Annotated in this window: 19 protein-coding genes, 1 tRNA gene and 2 pseudogenes; 10 read left to right on the forward strand and 12 right to left on the reverse strand. The window is 67.3% G+C overall.

Annotated features, from left to right (window positions below):
• Positions 1-322 (forward strand): annotated as a pseudogene (locus T398_RS20410) (ISAs1 family transposase); the annotation flags it as partial.
• Between the two features lie 123 nt (positions 323-445).
• Positions 446-1,627 carry a three-Cys-motif partner protein TcmP gene (tcmP, locus tag T398_RS20415; protein ID WP_496449148.1) on the forward strand — a complete coding sequence of 394 codons (1,182 nt, stop codon included), beginning with the start codon at positions 446-448 and terminating at the stop codon, positions 1,625-1,627.
• A gap of 31 nt (positions 1,628-1,658) precedes the next feature.
• On the opposite strand, the gene T398_RS20420 is transcribed toward tcmP, so the two are convergent.
• Both T398_RS20420 and T398_RS20425 read right to left on the reverse strand, forming a co-directional pair.
• Positions 1,659-2,417 carry a DUF5131 family protein gene (locus T398_RS20420; protein WP_496449242.1) on the reverse strand — a complete coding sequence of 253 codons (759 nt, stop codon included), beginning with the start codon at positions 2,415-2,417 and terminating at the stop codon, positions 1,659-1,661.
• A gap of 270 nt (positions 2,418-2,687) precedes the next feature.
• Complete coding sequence (locus tag T398_RS20425) at positions 2,688-3,182, reverse strand: YajQ family cyclic di-GMP-binding protein (RefSeq protein WP_496449150.1); 495 nt, start codon at positions 3,180-3,182, stop codon at positions 2,688-2,690.
• Between the two features lie 147 nt (positions 3,183-3,329).
• Between T398_RS20425 and T398_RS20430 the strand changes: the two genes are divergently transcribed.
• A tRNA-Tyr gene (locus tag T398_RS20430) sits at positions 3,330-3,413 on the forward strand.
• A 63-nt stretch (positions 3,414-3,476) separates the two neighbouring features.
• Here the strand turns inward: T398_RS20430 and T398_RS20435 are convergent.
• From T398_RS20435 to T398_RS20455, 5 genes and pseudogenes are all read right to left on the reverse strand, one after another.
• A pseudogene (locus T398_RS20435) lies at positions 3,477-4,484 on the reverse strand (tyrosine-type recombinase/integrase); the annotation flags it as partial.
• A gap of 48 nt (positions 4,485-4,532) precedes the next feature.
• Positions 4,533-5,954, reverse strand: a complete 1,422-nt coding sequence (locus T398_RS20440; RefSeq protein WP_496449243.1) for an AAA family ATPase — start codon at positions 5,952-5,954, stop codon at positions 4,533-4,535.
• A gap of 363 nt (positions 5,955-6,317) precedes the next feature.
• Positions 6,318-6,614: a hypothetical protein gene (locus T398_RS20445; protein WP_496449152.1), complete on the reverse strand. Its 297-nt coding sequence runs from the start codon at positions 6,612-6,614 to the stop codon at positions 6,318-6,320.
• A gap of 137 nt (positions 6,615-6,751) precedes the next feature.
• The gene (locus T398_RS20450; protein ID WP_496449154.1) at positions 6,752-7,345 is read right to left on the reverse strand and encodes a GNAT family N-acetyltransferase; all 594 of its coding nucleotides are present in this window, start codon (positions 7,343-7,345) and stop codon (positions 6,752-6,754) included.
• Positions 7,342-8,556 (reverse strand): nucleotidyl transferase family protein, encoded by a 1,215-nt coding sequence (locus tag T398_RS20455; protein ID WP_496449155.1) that lies wholly within the window; start codon positions 8,554-8,556, stop codon positions 7,342-7,344. The genes T398_RS20450 and T398_RS20455 overlap by 4 nt, the downstream gene beginning before the upstream one ends.
• 1,002 nt (positions 8,557-9,558) lie before the next feature.
• Between T398_RS20455 and T398_RS20460 the strand changes: the two genes are divergently transcribed.
• Positions 9,559-9,702 (forward strand): hypothetical protein, encoded by a 144-nt coding sequence (locus T398_RS20460; protein ID WP_496449157.1) that lies wholly within the window; start codon positions 9,559-9,561, stop codon positions 9,700-9,702.
• Positions 9,703-9,717: 15 nt separating this feature from the next.
• On the opposite strand, the gene T398_RS20465 is transcribed toward T398_RS20460, so the two are convergent.
• Positions 9,718-10,368, reverse strand: coding sequence for a futalosine hydrolase (locus T398_RS20465; protein WP_496449158.1), 651 nt, complete (start codon positions 10,366-10,368; stop codon positions 9,718-9,720).
• Positions 10,365-11,954: an MFS transporter gene (locus tag T398_RS20470; protein WP_496449160.1), complete on the reverse strand. Its 1,590-nt coding sequence runs from the start codon at positions 11,952-11,954 to the stop codon at positions 10,365-10,367. Before T398_RS20470 ends, T398_RS20465 begins: the two co-directional genes overlap by 4 nt.
• A gap of 85 nt (positions 11,955-12,039) precedes the next feature.
• On the opposite strand from T398_RS20470, the gene T398_RS20475 reads away from it, so the two are divergent.
• Complete coding sequence (locus T398_RS20475) at positions 12,040-12,897, forward strand: DUF3027 domain-containing protein (RefSeq protein WP_496449161.1); 858 nt, start codon at positions 12,040-12,042, stop codon at positions 12,895-12,897.
• Between the two features lie 18 nt (positions 12,898-12,915).
• Here T398_RS20475 and T398_RS20480 read toward each other — a convergent pair whose 3' ends face one another.
• The gene (locus T398_RS20480; RefSeq protein ID WP_496449162.1) at positions 12,916-13,161 is read right to left on the reverse strand and encodes a DUF2530 domain-containing protein; all 246 of its coding nucleotides are present in this window, start codon (positions 13,159-13,161) and stop codon (positions 12,916-12,918) included.
• A gap of 50 nt (positions 13,162-13,211) precedes the next feature.
• Here T398_RS20480 and T398_RS20485 point away from each other — a divergent pair, with 50 nt between their 5' ends.
• From T398_RS20485 to thpR, 5 genes are all read left to right on the forward strand, one after another.
• Positions 13,212-14,723 (forward strand): NCS2 family permease, encoded by a 1,512-nt coding sequence (locus tag T398_RS20485; protein WP_496449164.1) that lies wholly within the window; start codon positions 13,212-13,214, stop codon positions 14,721-14,723.
• A 115-nt stretch (positions 14,724-14,838) separates the two neighbouring features.
• The gene (locus tag T398_RS20490; RefSeq protein ID WP_496449166.1) at positions 14,839-15,288 is read left to right on the forward strand and encodes a MarR family winged helix-turn-helix transcriptional regulator; all 450 of its coding nucleotides are present in this window, start codon (positions 14,839-14,841) and stop codon (positions 15,286-15,288) included.
• 61 nt (positions 15,289-15,349) lie between these two features.
• On the forward strand, positions 15,350-16,630 hold the full coding sequence (locus T398_RS20495; protein ID WP_496449168.1) for an MFS transporter: 1,281 nt from the start codon (positions 15,350-15,352) through the stop codon (positions 16,628-16,630).
• Between the two features lie 83 nt (positions 16,631-16,713).
• A complete protein-coding gene (locus T398_RS20500; RefSeq protein WP_496449169.1) occupies positions 16,714-17,220 on the forward strand; it encodes a hypothetical protein in 507 nt (168 codons plus the stop codon).
• Positions 17,221-17,250: 30 nt separating this feature from the next.
• Entirely contained in the window at positions 17,251-17,823 is a 573-nt protein-coding gene (gene thpR / locus T398_RS20505) for an RNA 2',3'-cyclic phosphodiesterase (RefSeq protein WP_496449170.1), read from the forward strand.
• A gap of 1 nt (position 17,824) precedes the next feature.
• Here thpR and sepH read toward each other — a convergent pair whose 3' ends face one another.
• Both sepH and serC read right to left on the reverse strand, forming a co-directional pair.
• Positions 17,825-18,898, reverse strand: a complete 1,074-nt coding sequence (sepH, locus tag T398_RS20510) for a septation protein SepH (RefSeq protein WP_496449172.1) — start codon at positions 18,896-18,898, stop codon at positions 17,825-17,827.
• A 183-nt stretch (positions 18,899-19,081) separates the two neighbouring features.
• Positions 19,082-20,209, reverse strand: a complete 1,128-nt coding sequence (serC, locus tag T398_RS20515; protein WP_496449173.1) for a phosphoserine transaminase — start codon at positions 20,207-20,209, stop codon at positions 19,082-19,084.
• Positions 20,210-20,495 lie beyond the last annotated feature (286 nt).

Raw genomic sequence — 20,495 nt, forward strand, 5'->3', positions numbered from 1 at the left:
GTACCTGACGATCTCCCTGCCCGCCGGTCAGGCCCGGCCGGTCGATCTGGGCGCCTGGGCTCGGGCGGAGTGGCAGATCGAAAACAGGGTGCACTATGTACGAGATGTCACGTTACGTGAAGATGCGCATCAAGCCCGGACCGGGAACGGACCCGCTGTCTTCGCCACCCTCCGTAACACCTCGATCGGGCACCACCGCCTCAACGGCGCCACCAACATCGCCGAAGCCACCCGCGAAGCCAGCCAGCGTCCCCACGACCTCATCACCGCTGTGACCACCGGAAAACCGACCGTGAACAGGCTAAACGGCACTACGCAATAGCCCTGTGGCCGATGTACCGGTCACGGATCTTCTTGCAGATCGCCTTGGGCAGGTCATCGCCTTCCGTCTATCGCAACCTTCCGCTAGCGTGGCGCTACCAGCGGTAGTCGCCGGGGAGGGCTTGTGGCCGGGACTGACTTCTTCGCGTCAAAGAAGGCGGCTGCAGTCTTCAAGCATGGCATATTGAGTCGTTACCCGGTCGTCTTCGCGTCGAAGACGGGCAAAGGCGTCGATGGCAACCGGGTTGTGTTCCTCGATGGCTACGCTGGTAGAGGCGAGTACGGCGACGGGCAGCCGGGTTCGCCGCTGCTGCTGTCGAGGTGTGCTGAGTTCGTCAGAGGCTACCGCAATGTCCTCGGGTTCTTCATCGAGCAGAATCCGAACAACTTCGCCAACCTGGAGCGCGTGCTCGACGAGAAGGGTGGCGACGCTGAGCGGGTTCTCCGGCCCGGCTCGGTTGACGAGCACCTTCCCGAAGTCCTAAGGCGAGCCCAGGGCGCGTCGCTGTTCGTCTTTCTCGATCCGTTCGGCCCTGCGTTGGATTTTGACCTCCTCAAGGCTGCCCTGCTCGGTCGGCCCTCGTGGCCGCCTACTGAGGTCTTGCTCCACTTCAGCGTGTTGAGCGTCGCTCGGATGGGCCGTGCTGTACATGTGGCTCGTTCCAGGCGCGGGGAGCTTTCGCCGGCAGATCAGAAGACCGCCGGCCGCCTGGACCGCTTCCTCGGTGGCGACTGGTGGCAAGAACACTTTGTCGGTGTTCGGGACGAAGGCGACGAGCAGCGAGCTACCGAGATTGCCTTGGAGGTCTGTGACAGGTACGAGAAGCTCCTGACAGCCGGAACGAGATACCGAGCGGTCAAGATGCCGGTGCGGCCCAGGCCCGATCTTCTACCGAAGTACGTGCTGGCGCTGTTCACGGCCAGCAGCGAGGGAGCCTGGCACTTCGCGGACTCGCTGGGCAAGGCTGGCGTGGAGTGGTCGGTGGCGTGGCAGGCGGACATGCTCCGTAAGGGGGAGAGGTACGGGCAGAGCTCGTTGTTTGGCGATGACGAGTTGCCGACTCCGGAGAGCCACAGCAGCAATCACGGCTCCGAGTGGACGAGGATCATAGCGGGGAACCTCGAACGGCTGCTGGACGAGCTGGGACCCTTCTGCCCTGCCGATTACGTGCCGGATGTCTACGGCGCGACCCTAGGTCAGGCGAGCACCCCTCACGTCCGGAGCGCCGTGAAGCAACTGAGCGGAATATCTGTGGCCAATACCGGCAAGGGCGATTTTTGGAAGGAGCAGCTGCGACGCTCGTAGGGGTTGTGGTCCACTGTCCGCAGGCTATCTCCTACCCGATCGGTGTGAGTTCCCGTGCTGTCGGCATTTCGTCCCATGTCCGGCCGTCCAACTCACGACCGCCGGCCTTTGGCGTTCTGCCGCCCCACTGCTTGAAGAAGAATGCCGTACCGCCTGCAATGCATTGGCCGCGCAGGGACCGTACCCAAGCGGGATCGACCGGCCGGCAGCCGGGACCAGACTCACCACCGGCGATCAGCCAGTCAATGCTCTCTAGGTTCAGGTCGTCCAACGGGCCGAGTAGCGGTTCGGCCGAGACGAACCGGACGGCAGCGGGCACTCGGCGGAGATGATCGATGCGCTCCGTCTGTTCGTCGTCCTCGACGGAGACACCCATCCAGACGTTGGCTGGCCAGGTCAGTCGGGGAGCGAGCTTTGCAAGCCTCGCGGCCCGCTTGGTGAGTACCTGGTAGGTGTGCTGCGGGGTCGCCGCCATGACTCCAAAGACCTGCTCGACGAAGTCGAAGGGAACCTTTGCGTGGAACAGGTCGCTCATCGAGTTGACGAACACGACGCGGGGCTCTCGCCATCGAAGAGGCAACGTCAGCTCACCGGGGTGTACTGCGATTCCGAAGCCCGGTCCTGACGTACGAGGGTCACCGTCTGTCTGATACTTGCCGGACCCCATGGCCTTCAGTCGCTTCGCCAGGGTCAACGCGTAGCAGTGGTCGCAGCCGCGCGAGATGCGATCGCAGCCAGTTGTCGGGTTCCATGTGGCTTCGGTCCACTCGATAGAACTCTTGTCTGCCATCACCACTCCCCGGCCGGTTGGAACGATTCTGTCGAACGTGCGTACGTATTGAAAGGCGTGGAGGCGATCTTTCTGCCGGACGAGCAACACGGGGCCAGCAGTTGCCCATGCCCGAATCGACCAACGCACAAGGCCCAGAGTGGGACGCGGCTAGGCCGTCACCAGGCCGCCAGAGGGTGATCTTGGGTGATCAACGACAACCACTGGTGACGACGTCTGCACGGGTGACAAGGCGCGCCGGCCCGGCAACCAGGCCAGCGCGCCTTCTTCTCACCTGTAGTTGGTGAACTGGAGTGCTACGCCGAAGTCCTCGCCCTTCAGCATGGCGATGATGGCCTGCAGGTCGTCCTTCTTCTTGCCGGTCACACGGAGCTGGTCACCCTGGATCTGCGCCTGGACGCCCTTCGGACCCTCGTCGCGGATCTTCTTACTGATCGCCTTGGCCTTGTCGGTCTCGATGCCCTGGATCACCTTGCAGTCGACCCTGAACTCCTTACCCGACGCGCGAGGGTCCCCGGCGTCCAGCGACTTCAGCGAGATGTTCCGCTTGACCAGCTTCTCCTTGAAGACATCGAGCGCGGCTCGGACCCGCTCCTCAGTCTCCGCCCGAAGGCTGATCGCCTCCTCGCCAGACCAGGAGACCTCGGCGCCGGTGCCCCGGAAGTCGAACCGCGTCGAGAGCTCCCGCTCCGTCTGGCGGAGGGCGTTGTCAACCTCCTGACGGTCGACCTTGCTCACGATGTCGAACGACGGGTTGGCTGCCATGCTGATACTCCTGTTGTCCTGGCGGTCTGTCCTGTTACGTGCACTACGGGCCAGCCGTGCGCCCCCTGACGGTACCCGGTTGCAGCCATGTCGGGGCGAGCCGCTATCCTTGCTCTCGCCGCCGCGTCGCGACGCGGCGGGTGCCCTGGCGGGTTGCCCGAGCGGCCAATGGGAGCGGACTGTAAATCCGTCGCGAAAGCTTCGAAGGTTCGAATCCTTCACCCGCCACCAGGTGCAAAAAGAGGCCCCTGACCAGCGCAGACGCCGGTCAGGGGCCTCTTTCGTGAGTCTCACTCAGTCCCGCTTCAGCCCGCTCGATCTCGCGGGTCGCGTCGTATTCGCGTCGGCGTTTTCCGCGATTCCTAGCGCGGCCTCGATCCGGCGGCGGGCGGCTTCCTCCTGTCCGTAGACACACTTCGCGTAGACCCGCATGAGGACGTGCACGCTGTGCCCGGCCCACTCGGCGACCTGGGTCGCCGGTACGCCCGCGTTGAGCCAGAGCGACACGGCGGCGTGTCGCAGGTCGTACGGTCGTCGGGCGAGGGGTGAGCGCTGCTGAGCCGGGGTGAGCACCTTTGTCCGCGCGTCGCGCCACGCCTTGCCGTAGGTGTTGTTCGGGATCGGCTGGCCGGCGGTGGGCACGTACCGCCCGCCGGGGCCGCGCCGGGTGACGAACAGCTTGCCGTTCGATCCGGGCGGGTACTCCTTGATGTGGTGATCGAGCAGCCGCACGAGCGGCGGCGGCACGGGTACGTCCCGGGTCGCTGCCTTTGCCCGGTGCTTGAGCTCTCGGTCCTCGGCGGTGTCTTCTCCGTCGCCCCAGTCCCGGCCCACGGCCACCGTCGAGCCGGTCAGGTGCAGTACGCCCCACCCCTCAGGCTGGGCGGGCCGCTCGTACTCGTCTTTCCGAAGATGAAGTACCTCTTCGGGCCGCAGCGCAGCGTAGTACATGCACCCGAAGAACGCTTCCAACTCGGGCACGGTGCGCCCCACCTCGGCGAGCAGCGCTCGCGCCTGATCGGGGTTGACCACCGCCCCTCGGCCGACCTCATCGGCCGTCTTCGGCGCGGTCCAGCTCACCAGCGACATTGGGTGCGCGTCGAGTAGCCGCAGCTCAACCGCGTACTTGAGGGCACCGGAGAAGACGGCCCGCTTGCGGGCGATCGTGCTGGCTGACGCGGCGGCACCGTTCATTCGCAGGGCGAGCGTGTCGAGCGCCTTTCGCACCAAGGCAGCGTCGGCAAGCGAGCATGGGCGATTTAGCTCAGGCTTTGCTGCCACCAGAGTTGTAACGCTCGCGGCACCTCGCCAATGGCTGAGGTGCCGCGATGCTCATGCCTGCATAGGCGCCTATCGGCGGCCTTTGCGTCGCCTATTGCCAATGCCCTTGAACTTGGATGTCGGGTTCGGCTTGACCTTGCCGGGTGCCGGAACTTTCTTGAGGGCAGCAATTTGGGTAGCTGGGCTGCCGTCCTTCGTCTCCGACTCGGGAAACATGGTTTGAACCGTGCCAGCCCGCTCGGCTAGTTCGGTCGCCGCTCTCCAGCGGAGGAAAAAGGCGAAATACGGGTCGGAGATATGCAGGGTGGTGAGTTTGGCGTCGTAATCGACCACAGGTTCGCCATCGATTTGATCTCGCGCGATTTTCGACATCTCGTCGAGGATCCGTGCAATTTCCTGTCCGCGAGGGGCTTCCTCTCCTGCGACATCTCGCATGGCAGCACGGAGAGTCTCGTACGTAATGCTTGTCAGCGGACCAGTGCGGCCGATCGCCATCAACACAGCGCCGTAGATGTCCACGACCATGCCGTTCTTGAGGCGCCTCGGCTTTCGGTCCGTTCGCTGGCGGGGACCTCTGGCAAGCATGTCGAACGCGGTCTTCGAGGCGGCAGTTGAGCGCTCCTGGAAAAAGGACTCCCATAGTGGCTCTTGCAGGAGCCTCGGACTCTCCTGGCGCTCTCTAACGTCACTCTGCTTCACAGCTTGGAGGCAAAAATCTTGCATCAGGTGGGGGCTGGCAAAACATTCTCTAGCCAGGCGCTCGCCAATAACCCCAGATTCATCAATTACATTAAGGGCGTCGAACCCTTTACTTGCAATGCCCCGCAATTCGTCTTGGGACCAGAAGTCAATCTTCATCTGCTGGACGCGGCCGGTCATCTCTCGCTCGACTCGGATTACGTCGTATGCCCGATGCGGCACCGCAATGACGATCACGGGTAGCCCATCGAAAACCAAATCTTTGAGGGAGCGAACGATTTCCGTCTGAACCTCTACCGGAATGTAGTGGAAATCGTCGATCACCAGGGGTGTCAGCGATTCTCGGAGGGCTCTCCGTGCCGCTACCTCGATTGGTCGGTTTCTGCCAGTTTTGTCGGCTAGGGCCGTGGCCGTTGAATCTTGACCCGATCTCGACGCCTTGCCAATGGCGGGCACCTGCAGTTCGCCCGTTAGGGTGCGAGTCTCGGTGTCTGTGTACTGGCGACTGCTCTCATAGACGGTCTGTAGACCAAGGTCGTCACCGACGTTGATCCACAGGTCCGCCGCGCTCTTGATGTCGCCGCCGGACACTCTGATGGCGTCAAGATCTCGCAGCACCCTGCGGACCAAGACCGTCTTGCCGGTCTTCGTGGGTCCAGAGATGGACAGGATTCGGTGTCTCTCGTCGAGATAGTCCTGCACCATCTCTTCAAGCCCTAGTTGAGTCCGGGGGTTGTAGGTGATCTCGGGCAGGCCGCCGGCCTTGAAGACCTGACCAGCTGGTAGGCGCATCGTCACGGTCCGACCATACGTTAGACGTGTGTAACCTTCTCGATGCCGCGCGGCAAGCCTGACCTTGCGGCGGGTGGATCATGCTGGGTGGGCCCCGGCCACCCGCATGTGTCGCGGATGTGTCACGAACTAGTCCATCTTGACTGTTTGCGCAGGTCAAGCGCGTGCGAGTGGCGCTCTGTAAATCCGTCGCGAAAGCTTCGAAGGTTCGAATCCTTCACCCGCCACCAGGTGCAAAAGAAGGCCCCTGACCAGCGCAAACGCCGGTCAGGGGCCTTCTTCGTGAGTCTCATTCGGTCTCATGCGGTGCCGCTTGATCTCGCTATCTGTCCCCCATACGTCCCCCGAAATTCGGAGGCTTGATCAGGTGGGGCGGATGTCCCCATCGTCGTCGGGGAAGAGCTCGAACCCCTCCTCGATCCGCTTCATCGCTGCCGCCTCCTCGCCGAAGATCCAACTCGCGTAGATCTCCGGCAGAACCTTGATGCTGCGCCCCGCCCACCGGGCCACCAGCGCCGGGGAGATCCCACGGGAGAGCCAGTAGGGCACGCACGCGGCCCGCAGGTCGTAGGCCGGCGTGCCAGCGGCGAGGCCTGCTCGACCGGTGTAAACGCGGCGGCTCGCGCCTTGCGGCACGCTGGGGGCGGATGCCGTGATCATCAGTATGGGTGAGATGGCCGCCGCGACGCCCCGATCGGCGGTTGGGGGCGGTGGGCCACGAGGATGGATGCGGCGGGGCTCCAGGCGAGACTACGATTCGGTGAACCGTTGTCCCGACCCGGAGCCCTGCCTTTCTCCTACCTTCCAGTGCGGGCCAGAGATTCATCCAAGGGCCCCGGCTGGTGAAGTCGCCCTTCTGGGCGGTTCAGACGCATTGGATCTGATCCGATAAAAGAGGTTGGGATCGCTTCGTGCGTGTCTGGCTCCGACTCGGCCAAATCCGCCAGCATCTCAACGTATTCGTGATCGGAGAACATGAAAGGATTGCCGACAGCGTGAAAGCCGTAGTCTTCGTAGAAGTGCTGTAGCCGCGACTGGGCGTGCAGGTACAGGCGGTGATAGCCCTTCTGTCTACTGAAGTCGATCATAAAACGGAAAAGGTGGTGCCCGTAGCCCTTTCCTCGGTGCTCCGTACGAATGGCCACGCGTTCGAACTTGGCCATGCCTGGCAGGTACCGGATCCGGGCGGCGAGCACCGGCTCCTCTTTCAGTAGCCCAACTATATGGGTGGCCGAGTAGTCGTTCAGGTCGAACTCTTCATGGTACGGGCAGCGCTGCTCATGCATGTACACAATCGCGCGGACCAGGAAGGACTTCTGCTTCTCCTCCTCGTTTTCCACCACCTTGATGAGAAGCCGGTCTTCCGCTGTTTTTACGGGTAGGGTGGTCATGGCGAAACTTCCGCTGTCTCCTCGAGTAGGCCCTCATTTATCTGGTATGCACGATCGCCCACCTGGACGGTGGCTGAGGACTCACGGAAAGCGCGAAGAATTTCTTCAATTACCCGGGGAGCGGTGCCCTGCTTGCCATTGCGGATGGCGGTTGCCGATACCTGATCCACGCGGCGAACCGAATAGGGGTAGATCCAGCCAGCTTCGTCGTAGATTCGCCTGATCCACATTCCGCCAAGGTCGCTGCCATGGATGCCGTGCAGTCGTTTACCCGGATTCTGCTCCCTTATCTTTCGGATCACGCCGTAGAAGCCGCTGTTGAGGTATGTGTCCGGGAACGACAGTACCTCTACCTTGTCTGCTAGTCCCTCCTCTTCGAGCGCCCACTGCATCATTTGCTTTCGAGTTTCGAACTCGTAAAAGCGGTTCCCTGTTGGGAAGTAGTTCACATGCACATCGGCTTTATTGGTTCGACCATAAACCCGCATGCCGTTGTGGCGCTCCGCAATAGTGATCTCACCCTTGCTCAACGCATCCGCATGAAGCTTCGGAATGATGGTGGAGTGGATAATGATCTTATCCAACCCGCGTTCGATGAGCGTCTGTTTGACTATGGCCAGGTGGGTGTTGTGGAACGGGTTGAACGTACCGAAGAAGATGCCCACGCCCCCGGTGCGTGGCCGTGCCGAGCGAACGTCGGAGAGAATTCCAATTCCGATAACCAGTCCGCCGAACAGTAGTCCGGAGAGGATGAAGATCGGTTGCATCCAGCCCACGCCGACAGCTGCGACCGCAGTCACCAAGATATTAGATGCGAGACCCCACGCCACATTGCGGTTGACGTTGCCGATTTCCCGGTTGGCAAGGGTGATGGCAACGTACTGTATGCCCTGGGATGCGGCGGTGGTCAGGAGTGAGATTCCCCAAATGCCGCCAAGTGCGTCAGTGTTGGCCAATGCGATAACGTCAGTGTGGAGGAATATGTAGAAGACGCCCAGATTGAAGAGCCACTGGGCCAAGAATCGGCCCAGCCTTCCTGGTGTCACGAAGGCGGTCTTGAAGCACAGCCATTCGTCAATCTTGTTGCTGATACGAGAGTAGAATGGAAGGAATATGCCTACGAAAATCGTTACTATCAGACCTGGATTTAGCCAATCCTGATTTGGAAATGCGTATGCGAAGTACATCAGTGCGCCTGCGAAGTAGCCCATCAGTGTCGAGGCACTTCTTAGGTACGCAATAAAGCGAGACACGCTTCCTGTCCTCTCAAAGGGTTTTCTGGTCGCCGTCAAAGTTCCTTGTTGAGGCGACGAAGGCTGGCGGTCGGTCACTCGCTCCGGTGCCCAGTTGGGCGTCGAGTCACCTTTCCGATCGCCTCCGTAACAATCGAGAGCAGCGTCGATCGAGATGACGGTACCCTCGACGTGGTATGGCTGGGCGTTGCACGCCCGGCCGGCTTGGGCAACGATGATACATACATCCGTTTGTCGTGAGCCTCCCCACTGTTCTGCCGCCTCGGGTGACGTCTGGAACGACCACATCTGACGCGATGGACTGGCGGGCGCGGCGCATCATCGAAAGATTTGTAAATGACGTTCTAGGTGCCATCTGTTGCCGCATTCGTCGATGGCGTCTGTGTCGCCCTACCGCTCGGTGATTTGATATTCGGAGGGGAGGAGAAGCGTCCCAGCTGCCGCACTTTGTGGTCGCGGTCAACGCCGACTGCGCGTGGCGGCACTTCGATCGGGCGCCGACGTCGTGTGGTGACCGGTCGGCGCGAAGGTGTCGGTGTCGTGCTGTGGCCCGCTGGCGTCAGTACTCCCGGCTGCGCGGCCCAACCGTACTCTCAGAGGGGTGCCGCCGCGGCCGGGGGAAGGCCGAGTACGGCCTCTGTCCTGCACCCCTACCTTGATTCGGTGCCCGACCCGTGTTCCCGGCGTGGCCGGTGGTACTCGCTGACCGCCGTCCTGCTGCCGTGCGCCTACCTCGGCGAACCAGCATCGCGCCGTCCCCGAGCCCGCCCAGGGCGCCGCCGACGTCCAGGCGGCTGCTGGTAGTCGCCGTCGACGGCATGGCATTCAAGGGATCAGCCCGTCACGTCGCGAAAGTCGCCGGCAAGAGCGATGCCCTCTAGCTAACTGGTCGTATTGGGACTGTGCCGCTGAGACGATCATGGCGCGGGCCGGGCGCGCACGCCGCCTAGGCTGCACTCCATGGTGTTCGCTTCGCTTACCCAACTGCTGTTCGCTCTAGCCGCCTGGAGCTTCGGGCTGGCAGTCCTCTACCTGGTAATCCGGTTGGCCGTGCGTCACGCCATCGCGGACGCGGACCGGCGCAGGGCCGAGACCCGTCATTGAGTGGGTGGTGCGGCGTCAGTCGGGCAGGGCCCCGGCGGCCTCGGTGAGGGCGGCGAGGGCCTCGCGGAGGCGCCAGGCGTCGCGGTCGCGCGGCCCGACCGGATTGGAGATGGTGCGTAACTCGACGAAGGGTAGGCCGGCGTGCGCGGCGGCGACGGCCACCCCGTAGCCCTCCATGGCCTCGGCCACCGCGTCGGGGCGCCGGCGGAGGAGCGCCTCGGTCCCGGCGACCGTCCCGGTGACCGTGCTTACAGTCAGCACCGGACCCACCGCGGCGGCCGGAAGCGCGGCCCGGAGGGTGGCGACCACGTTCGGGTCCGCGGTGATGGTGGGGCCGGCGCCCAGCAACTCGGCCGGCATCCCGAGCTGGTCCACGGGGATGAAGCCCGTCGGGGAGTCGGCACCCAGGTCGGCCGCGATCGCACTGGTGCCGACGACCGTTCCGCCGACCTCCACCCGATCCGGGAAGCCGCCCGCCACGCCCGCGCTGACGACCAGGCGGTACGGGCGGCCAGCGGCCTCCGCCAGGGCCAGTAGCCGGGCGGTGCCGGCCCCGGCCACCGCCGGGCCGACCCCGACCGGCGCTACCGCGACCGTTGGTCCCCGCCCCGCACGGATCGCCTCGGCCTCGGCGGGAACCGCGGTGACGACCAGGACCCCGGTCACGGGATCGGCCCCGGACGGCTCTCCTCATCGCTGCTGCCCGGCCCGCCCACCGCCGACGACGGGCGGTAGAGGTGGAAACCCGGTGGCGCCGGGTCATCGTCGCCCCCGGTGCCGGGCCCCGGGGCGGGCGAGGTGGGGGTCGGGTCGTCGGCGGCGGGCTCGACCAGGGGCGACTCGTCCTGGGCGACTTCGTTGTCCGCCAACGGCCGACCAGCCAGCCGCTCCGCCCGCAGCCGGCCCGCGACCAGGATGCCGCGGGCCGTGGCGAGTATCGCCACCCCGGCGGAGACGGCGATGCCGAGCCGGCCGTCGAAGGGGACGAGGCCCAGCCCGCCGCCGGCGACGAAGGCGAGCATCAGCGCCGTCTCCGAGTGGGCGAACGAGCTCGCCCGCAGCCGTTCGGGGATGCGCTCCTGGATCGAGGCGTCCACCGCGAGCTTGGCGATGCCGCTGGTCAGCGCGGTGACCAGGCAGAGCAGGGCGACCATCAGCAGCGAGAACTTGAGCGTGGCGAGGACGGCCACCCCAGCAATGATCACCATGCCGCTGGACTGGAGCGCCGCCGGGCGATGGATCCGCAGCCGGGTGCCGATCGCGGTGGCCAGGAAGCTGCCGATCGCCAGGGCCCCGCCGACCAGCCCGAGGGCGGCCTCGTCGCTCAGGTCCCGGCCGAGGAGAACGGTGGTCAGGTCGCCGGCCTTGATCGCGAAGGCCAGGAAGAGCAACAGGAAGCCGTAGACCGCGCGTAGCGTGGCGGCGCCGATCAGGGTGGCGATGACCAGCCGCCCGTGCGGACCACCCCGGCCGAGAGGGCGGTCGCTGGAATTTCGCCGGAGCGCCCGCAGCGGGCGCGGTACCCGTTCGGGCGGCTCCGAGTCCGCCTTGGGTGGCAGTCGTAGAGCGATGACCATGCCGACCAGGAAGATCACCGAGGCGACCCGGAGTGGCCACTGCGGACCGAACCAGAAGGCGGCCAGGCCGATCGGCGCGAGCAGGGCGCCGGCTATCGTGCCGTACACGCTGGCTCTGGCCCCGATCTGGGAGAGCCCGAGCCCGTCCGGGAGGAGCCGGGGTACGGCAGCCGACCGGGCCACGCCGTACGCGCGGGAGAGCGCCAGCACTCCGAAGGCCGCCGGGTACAGGCCGAAGCCGTGGATGTAGTCAGAGATCAGCCACGCCAGGAACGCCCGTCCGAGCATGCTGGTGGCCAGGGCGTACCGCCGGCCGTGCCGGAAGTGATCAAGCAGCGGGCCGACCACCGGGGCGAGCAGGGCGAACGGGATCATGGTTATCAGCAGGTAGAGCGCGACCTTGCTGCGTGCCTCCCCGAGCGGCACGTTGAAGAAGATCGTCCCAGCGAGGCCGATCGCGATCAGGGTGTCCCCGGCGCAGGAGAGCGCGTGCAGGTCGAAGAGGCGGATCATGCCGGCTTCCCGGCCGGCGCCCCGGGCGCGGGCCCGCCCCACTGACCGGGTCATCCAGCGGCCGCTGTTGACCGAACCGCGCAGCAGCAGGCGGACGGCCCTGACGCCGGTGCCGACAGTCCACCCGAGGAAGGAGCGCTCGGGGTGGAGGGAGGACGGCATGTGCACCAGTCTCACCCATCGGCCCGGCGTGCGCGCCGCCACTGCCGTGTTTGGTTCGGGGAGTCCCTGTCAGGTGGTCCCACGCATGGGGAACAATGGTCGGGTGACCAGGTCCGCCTCCGCTCGTTCCCCCCGTCTTGACCAGGTCTGTGCCGCCGCCGTCGAGGTGGCTCGCGAGGCCATCACCGACGTTGACCCGGCGGATGTCGGCGACCATCTCCAGACTGTTGCCGAGGGCGATCGCCTCGTCACGCACTACTTCGAGTGTCGGCTCGCGGGCTATCGCGGCTGGCGCTGGGCTGTCACCGTCGCCCGGGTGCCGCGCAGTCGCACGGTCACCGTGTGCGAGACCGTGCTGCTGCCCGGCCCGGATGCGTTGCTCGCCCCGGGCTGGCTGCCCTGGCAGGAGCGGCTGCAGCCCGGTGACCTCGGCCCGGGTGACCTGCTGCCCAGCCCGCCCGACGACGACCGGCTGCAGCCCGGTTACCTGCTCTCCGATGACCCGGCGGTCGAGGAGGCCGCCTGGGAGTTGGGTCTCGGCCGGGTGCGGGTGATGTCCCGGGAGGGGCGCGGCGAAGCCGCCCAACGGTGGTACGACGGCGACCACGGGCCAACCGCACCGATCGCCACCGCCGCTCCGGTGGCTGCCCGCTGCGGGACCTGCGGCTTCTATCTGCCGCTCGCCGGCGCGCTGTGCCAGTCCTTCGGCGCCTGTGGCAACCTCTTCGCTCCGGATGACGGCCGCGTGGTCAGCGCCGACCACGGCTGCGGTGCGCACTCGGAGATTCTGGCCGGACCCCCGGAGACCCCCGCCGAGGAGCTACCAACCGTCTACGACGACGGCGCGGTGGAGGCCGTGTCGGTGCGCGAGGACGACGCGTCGGCCGAGGTTGCCGAGGTGGCGGAGGTTGCCGAGGTGGCGGAGTCGAATGGCCAACCGTGAGGTGATCGCCGGCGTGGGTCAGTGACCCGCGCGGCGGCGCCGCCGGTGCGAGTCGTGTCGCATCATCACGGCGAGACCGGGCAGACCCCACAGGAACCCAGCCAGGCAGGTCCAGAGCCAGCCCTCGCGGCCGGTTTCCACCAACTGGTCGCGGAAGAACAGCAGCACGACTCCGGCGATCGCCCAGGCGGCCATCCCGGCGAGGGCGAACGGCACCATCGGCGGGTCGAGGGATTCGGTCCGCCGTTGCGGCTGCTTCAGCACGGAGCAAGCGTACGGGATCAGTTTTCCTGGCGGGCCGACGATCTGCGACGATGCGGCCGACGAGACAAGAGAGCACCTGCGAGGACCCGATGGCAGTAGCCCCGCCCAACGATGCCACGCCGCCCGCGACACCGCGGAACGGTTTCGACCGCTACTTCGAGATATCCGCGCGCGGTTCGACGCTGGGCCGGGAGGTGCGCGGTGGGCTGGCGACCTTCTTCACGATGGCCTACATCGTGGTGCTCAACCCGCTGATCCTCGGCTCCGCCGTTGATGGCGCCGGGGAACGGCTGCCGATTCCGGCGCTCGCCGCGGCGACCGCGTTGGTCGCCGGCCTGGCGACGATCCTGATGGGCGTGGTGGGCCGGTTCCCGCTGGCGCTCGCCGCCGGTCTCGGCGTCAACGCGCTGGTCGCGTACGAGATCGCCCCGGAGATGACCTGGGCGGACGCGATGGGTCTGGTGGTGATCGAAGGTTTGATCATCGCGGTGCTGGTGTTGACCGGGCTGCGTACCGCGGTGTTCCGTTCGGTGCCCACCCAGATGAAGGCGGCGATCGGGGTCGGTATCGGGCTGTTCCTGACCATCATCGGTCTGGTTGACGCGGGTTTCGTCCGGCGGCTCCCGGACGCGGCGAACACCACCGTCCCGGTCGGCCTGGGCATCGGCGGCAAGCTGGTCAGCTGGCCGATGTTGGTCTTCGTGGTGGGTCTGCTGCTGACTCTGGTGCTGGTGGTACGCCGGGTGAAGGGCGCGATCCTGATCGGCATCCTCGCCTCGACCGGGCTGGCGCTCGTCATCGAGGCGCTGGGCAACATCGGCCCGTCCATGGTCAACGGGGTGTCGAACCCGAAGGGCTGGTCGCTGACCGTGCCCGAGTTGCCGAGCCGAATCCTGGACGTGCCGGATCTGTCGCTGCTCGGTCGGTTCAACGTGCTGGATTCGTGGAGCCGAGCCGGCTGGCTGGTCGTGCTGATGTTCATCTTCACGCTGATCATCACCGACTTCTTCGACACGATGGGCACGATGGTGGCGGTCGGCCAGGAGGGTGGGATGCTCGACGAGCAGGGCACCCCGCCCCGGGCGAAGGAGATCCTGCTGGTCGACTCGATCGCCGCGGCCGGTGGCGGCGTCGCGAGCGTGTCCAGTAACACGGCGTATATCGAAAGTGCGGCCGGTGTCGCGGAGGGTGCCCGGACGGGCGCGGCCAACCTGGTCACCGGGGCGCTCTTCCTGCTGGCGATGTTCCTTACGCCGCTGGTGTTGGTGGTGCCCTTCGAGGCCGCGTCCACCGCGCTCGTGGTGGTCGGGTTCCTGATGATGACCGCGGTGCGGACCATCGACTGGACCGACTTCGAGATCGCGATCCCGGCGTTCCTCACGATCGTGTTGATGCCGTTCACGTACTCGATCTCCAACGGCATCGGTGCCGGCGTGATCGTGTACGTGTTGATGAAGGTCGCTCGCGGTAAGTCGCGGGAGGTCCACCCGCTGCTGTACGGCGTGGCGGCGCTCTTCGTGCTGTATTTCCTGCGCGGGCCGATCGAGTCTGTGCTGCTGTGACGCGGAGCGCAGGGCCGGGTAGCGGACCGGCCCTGCGCGCCGCGTAGGGCGTACTCCGCGTGAGCCTGGTCATATCGCATGTCGTTAGCTAGGCTTATTAGTTAGGCTAACTATAGTGACGGAGCAGACGGTGACGGCGAAGAGCGTGCCACCGGTGCAGCTGGCAGTTCAGCTGCGGGATGCGATTACCCGACTCAACCGGCGGGTCCGCCAGGCCAGACCGGTTGGTGACCTAACGGTTACCCAGCTCTCCGCGCTCACCAGCCTCCGGCTGGCGGGCGCGCTGACGCCCCGGGAACTTGCCGACATCGAACGGGTTCAGCCGCCGACGATGACCAAGATCGTCGCGAAGCTGGAGGAGCGCGGCCTCGTGCAGCGCACCCCCCACCCGACCGACGGCCGGCAGGTGATCCTCGCCGCGACGGAGGGGGGCGGAGCGGTGCTGGACCAGTTCGAGCGCGTTCGGGACCAATGGCTGGCCCACCGGTTGGCCGAACTGAGTGCGGAGGAACGGGAGACGCTGCGCCAGGCAGCAGAGATTCTGCAACAGCTCACCCGTACCTGAGGCTCCCGCCCCGCCTGCGCCGTCACGGCAATGACGCGTACGCGAGGGAGGCGCACCAAGAGTGCAGAAGAAGCTGAGCACGATATTCCAGTCCCTACAGGTCCGCAATTACCGGCTATTCGCCTCCGGGCAGCTGATCAAGCTGATCGGCGTCTGGATGATGTTCATCGCCCAGGACTGGCTCGTCCTCGAGCTCACCGACAACTCCGCCACCGCGCTCGGAATCGTCACCGCCCTCCAGTTCGCTCCCGTTCTGCTGCTCACGCTGATCTCCGGGCGCCTCGCCGACCGGTACGACAAGCGCGTCCTGCTCTTCGCCGCCAACCTGTTCTGGACCCTCCTCTCCCTGGCCATGAGCCTGTTGGTGATCACCGGTCGGGTGCAGCTCTGGCACGTTTTCGCCTTCGCTGCCCTGCTCGGCGTCGCCAACGCGGTGGAAACCCCGGTCCGGCAGGCATTCGTCTCCGAACTGGTCGGCACCCCGCTGCTGCCGAACGCCCTCTCCCTCAACGCGGCCACCTTCAACTCCGCGCGAATCGTCGGCCCCGCCCTCGCCGGCCTGGCCATCGCCGCCGTTGACGTGGGGCCGGTCTTCCTGGTCACCGCCCTCAGCTCGATCGCGCCGCTGGTGAACGTGATCCGGATGCGCCCCGCCGAACTGCACCGCGAGGCGCTACCGCCGCGCGAGGAGCGGGCCTCGGCCCGGGTCGTGGACGGGCTGCGCTACGTCTGGGGCCGGCCGGACCTGCTGCTGCCGATGGTCCTGATCTCGGTCGTCGCCACCTCCCTCTTCAATTTCCAGCTCACCCTCGCGGCGCTGGCCAAGACGGTCTTCGACACCGGAGCCGCGTCGTTCGGTCTGTTCAGCAGCGCCCTCGCGGTGGGTGCCCTGGCCGGGGCCCTGGCCGGGACCGGGCGCCGCAGCCGCCCTTCGGTGTGGCTGGTGCTCTCTGCGGCCGTCGTCTGCGCCACCTTCGGCACCCTGGTCGGGCTGGCCCCCACGTACTGGCTGGTGGTGGCCCTGCTCCTGCCGACCGGCTTCTCCACGGTCTTCTTCGCCCAGGCCTGCAACCAGCGCATCCAACTGGGCACCGATGCCGCTTTCCGCGGCCGGGTGATGGCGCTGTGGGTGCTGGTCTTCCTGGGCACCAACCCGGTCGGCGCGCCGGTCATCGGGTGGCTCGCCGAGACGTACGGCGCCGGGGCCAGCATCTGGATGGGCGGGCTGGTCTCCCTCACCGCCTCGCTGCTCGCCCTGGCCTGGCAGCTGCGCCGCTCGGGAGCCCGGCTGCGGTTCCGGGTGCTGCCAATGCCCCGCTTCTACCTCACCGAGCGGGTGTGAGGCCCCGCGCGGCGGAACTTGACAAAACGGCTTATTGCGGTAAACCGGTGGCAGGGCGATCACCGTCGGCCTAGCGTCGGGGCGTGGAGGTGGGACGTGCGCTGCTGCTGCCGCTGATGGTCGCTGCCGTGGTGTGCCTGCCCATGGCGATCGCCCTGCTCATCTGCGCCGACGAACTCGTTGACCGATTCGCCGGTCGATGGGCGCAGTGGCGGAGCCGACAGCGGGAACGGCGGATAATCGCCCGCCTGGACCGGGCGGTCGAGGCCGACGCGCTCACCCGGAACATTGATCTGAGCCGGTTGGACCGGCCGGATCGGCAGCCGCTGGAACAGCTCGCCACGGAGCTACGCCAGCTCCGGGGGCATCAGGCCGGCGGCGGGCGGGCCACGGTCTGGCACGAAGCGACGCTCGCCAGCTACGACAATCGACTTCGGCTGGCCTGCGCGGCCCTCGGAATCAGGCAGCACCTGGACGAGCTGACCGGGGTGGACCGGGAGCTTGAGCGGGTACGAGTCGAAGGATTGCTGCACCGGGCGGGCCTGATCCTGCCCGGCGCCCGGCCCGAGCACCGACAGCGCCACCGTTGAGTGGCAGCTGGGAAGCCACCGGCGGCCGGCTTGAGACTCTTCGTCGCCGTATACCCACCGCCGGCGGCGGTGGAGCACCTCCGGGCGCGGATCACCGAGCTGCGGGTCGGCCGGGCGGCCAGCGCCGGTGTCCGCCTCGTCGACCCGACCCAGGCGCACGTCACGCTCGCCTTCCTCGCAACGGTGGCGGCGGACCGGCTGGAGGCCGTGGAGCACTCGCTCGAACAGGCGGCGCGGCGGTCCCGCGACTCGTGGCCGGCCCCGCCACGGCTACGCCTGGCCGGCGGCGGAACATTCGGGCAGGGCCGCTCCACCGTCATGTGGGTGGACCTGCGGGGTGAGGTGGCGGAGCTGCACCGGCTGGGTCGACTCGTCCGGTCCCGGTTGCGGGCCAACGACCTGCGCCACGACGAGAAGCCGTTGCGCCCGCACCTGACCGTGGCCCGCCCCGGCGACCGACTGACATCGGCCGAGGTCGCGGCCGACGTCGCGGCGCTACATGCCTACGCGGGACCCCGGTGGCCGGCGCGGGAACTGGTGCTGACGCGAAGCCACCCGGGGTCGCCCCCCAGCTATCACCGTCTGGCTGCCTGGCAGCTGTGAGTCAGGAGGACTCGCGGGCGGCCGGCGCGTTGCCGAAGAGCACGTCGTCCCAGCTCGGTAGCCGCTTGCGCGGTTTGCTGCTGCTCTCGCCTGACTCGTTGTCGCCCGCCATCGCGGGACCCGTGCGGCGCGGCCGGAGCACGGCTAGCGACGGAACAGCCGGCACCTCCTTCGGCGCGTCCGAGTCGTCGTCGAAGGCCGAACCCGGGCCGCCGCCGAGCAACGCCGCCGCACCGCCAGCGACTGTCCGTGGCCGCGGTGCCTCCGGGCTGGCCGGGCTCCGGGACTCGAGGCCGCGGCCGGAACTGCCACCGAGCGGGCGGTCCAGGGTGGCGAGCAGGGCATCCCGACCGGCGCGGATCGGGTCGCGGCTTGGCCGCTTGGGCTCGGCCGGGCCCGGCAGGCCGTGCCCACCGCGGCCGGGCTCGGCCCGCGCCGGGCCGGGCAGCCCGTGGCCACCGCGCTCGGCGGTCGGTTCCTGCCCGAGGATCGGCATGGGACGCTCGGCGCAGAGGTACTGCGCCATGTCGTCGTGTGGCGTGACCGACTGCCGGGACTTCTCCAGCTCCCACACGGCCTGGGCGGTGGCCTTGCCGGAGGGCCAGGTGGCGACGATCCGCCAGGTCCCGTCGTCGCGACGCCACGCATCCCACGAGATCTTCTCAGCGTCGATGCCATGCTGGGACAGCCGACCGTTGACCACCTCGGCGAGCGGGGTCGGCTTCTCGGCCCCGCGCAGCCGGGTGCGCCGGGCGTGCTGGGCGAGCATGGCCCGCTCCTGGAGGACCGGGCCGGCGTAGCGCAACACCCGGTCAACGGGGACGCCCGCGATCCGGGCGACATCCTCGGCGGACTCACCGGCCCGGATCCGGGCCTGGATGTCCCGTGGGGCCAGGGACGGGACCGGGTCGGCGCCCGGCGTGGCGGCCACCGCCAAGGGTGCGGACCCGGGCTCGGTGTGCAGGGCGGTGGAGACACGCTCGTCAAGGGGGAGCGCGAGAAGTCGCCCGACCTCGTCGGTGAGGACCAGTGCCTGGCCGTCCTCGGAGAGGGCGACGAAGCGTACAGGGCGCATGGTCTGCCTCCGTCCCGCGTCGCTGGCCCCGCGCCACAGGCGAGCCACCCGGGCGTGCGTACCACCGTACGCCCATCTGCCCGCAGGTGGGGGAACCGACACCCCGTGTTCCCGACTGGGCTGCGATGATGATCACGGTGGGTGGCTGCCGGAAAGTGGCAGGTCACCCACCGTGACGATAGCTCAGAGTCGTTCGACCACGTGGTCGATGGCGGCGGTCAACGCCTCCACATCGGCTGGTTCGATCGCCGGGAAGAGGGCGATTCGTAGCTGGTTGCGACCGAGCTTGCGGTACGGCTCGGTGTCCACGATCCCATTCGCGCGCAACGCCCTCGCGACGGCGGTGGCGTCCACCTCGGCCACGAAGTCGACGGTGGCGACCACGTTGGAGCGCAGCGCCGGGTCGGTGACGAACGGCGTCGTCGCCGGGGAACGCTCTGCCCAGCCGTAGATGATGCCGGCGCTCTCCGCGGTGCGCTTGGCTGCCCAGGACAGGCCCCCCTGCGCGTTCATCCAGTCGGTCTGCTCCGCGGCGAGGAGAATGGTGGCCAGGGCCGGAGTGTTGTACGTCTGCTCCAGCCGCGAATTGTCGATCGCCGTACCCAGGTCGAGGAAGGCCGGGATGTAGCGGCCGCCGGCCTTGACCTCGGCCGCGCGCGCCAGCGCCGCCGGGGACATCAGGGCCAGCCACAGGCCACCGTCGGAACCGAAGCACTTCTGCGGGGCGAAGTAGTAGACGTCGGTCTCGCCGACGTTGACCTCCAAACCGCCGGCACCGGAGGTGCCGTCCACCAACAGCAGCGCGCCCTCGTCCGCGCCGGGCACCCGGCGGATCGGGACCGCGACCCCGGTGGAGGTCTCGTTGTGCGGGGTGGCGTAGACGTCCACCCCGGCCTCCGCCACCAGGCTCGGGGCGCTACCGGCCGGCGACTGGTGAATGGTGGGCGCACCGAGGAACGGTGCGTCCTGCACCGACTTGGCGAACTTGGCGCCGAACTCGCCGAAGCTGGCGAACTGGGCCCGGTCCCGGATCAGGCCGAATGCGGCGACCTCCCAGAAGGCGGTGGTGCCGCCGTTACCGAGGACGACCTCGTACCCCTCGGGCAGGGTGAAGAACTCAGCGATCCCCCGGCGAAGTCGGGCGACCTGGTCGCGGACCGTGCTCTTGCGGTGCGAGGTGCCGAGGTAGTCGCTCGCCGCCGCGGCGAGGGCGGAGACCGCCGCCGGACGAACCTTGGACGGGCCGCAGCCGAACCGACCGTCGGCGGGTTTGAGGTCATCGGGAATTCGGATGGTCGATGCGTCAGCCACGGTCTTGGAATCCTTCCGCAGGGGCGAGGGAGAGGCCGGGGAGGTGCCGGGGCGGATCGATGGCGCGCGACGTGCGGCGCGCACGGCCGATCCTCCGACCGGCGGCGCTGCCAGTCCTCATCCTTACACCCATCGCCGCCCCGACGGCCGCCGGTCCCACCGGCGGGGCTGAGGCGTACACCACAACCCCTCGCCGGTGCGGTTGGCTCGGTTCGGTTCGGGCGACGGCCGGACGCCGTGCGGGACCTGGTCCCAGCCCGAGCGACGGCCGGACGCCGTGCGGGAC

The sequence above is a fragment of the Salinispora goodfellowii genome, assembly GCF_059570675.1.

Coding starts and splice junctions, on each gene's coding strand:
- T398_RS20420 (WP_496449242.1), bottom strand. CDS start 2,417: ATGGCAGACAAGAGTTCTATCGAGTGGACCGAAGCCACATGGAACCCG.
- T398_RS20445 (WP_496449152.1), bottom strand. CDS start 6,614: ATGATCACGGCATCCGCCCCCAGCGTGCCGCAAGGCGCGAGCCGCCGC.
- T398_RS20425 (WP_496449150.1), bottom strand. CDS start 3,182: ATGGCAGCCAACCCGTCGTTCGACATCGTGAGCAAGGTCGACCGTCAG.
- T398_RS20485 (WP_496449164.1), top strand. CDS start 13,212: ATGCGGCCGACGAGACAAGAGAGCACCTGCGAGGACCCGATGGCAGTA.
- T398_RS20455 (WP_496449155.1), bottom strand. CDS start 8,556: ATGGGCTACTTCGCAGGCGCACTGATGTACTTCGCATACGCATTTCCA.
- T398_RS20470 (WP_496449160.1), bottom strand. CDS start 11,954: ATGCCGTCCTCCCTCCACCCCGAGCGCTCCTTCCTCGGGTGGACTGTC.
- T398_RS20440 (WP_496449243.1), bottom strand. CDS start 5,954: ATGCGCCTACCAGCTGGTCAGGTCTTCAAGGCCGGCGGCCTGCCCGAG.
- T398_RS20475 (WP_496449161.1), top strand. CDS start 12,040: ATGGGGAACAATGGTCGGGTGACCAGGTCCGCCTCCGCTCGTTCCCCC.
- T398_RS20460 (WP_496449157.1), top strand. CDS start 9,559: ATGGTGTTCGCTTCGCTTACCCAACTGCTGTTCGCTCTAGCCGCCTGG.
- sepH (WP_496449172.1), bottom strand. CDS start 18,898: ATGCGCCCTGTACGCTTCGTCGCCCTCTCCGAGGACGGCCAGGCACTG.
- T398_RS20450 (WP_496449154.1), bottom strand. CDS start 7,345: ATGACCACCCTACCCGTAAAAACAGCGGAAGACCGGCTTCTCATCAAG.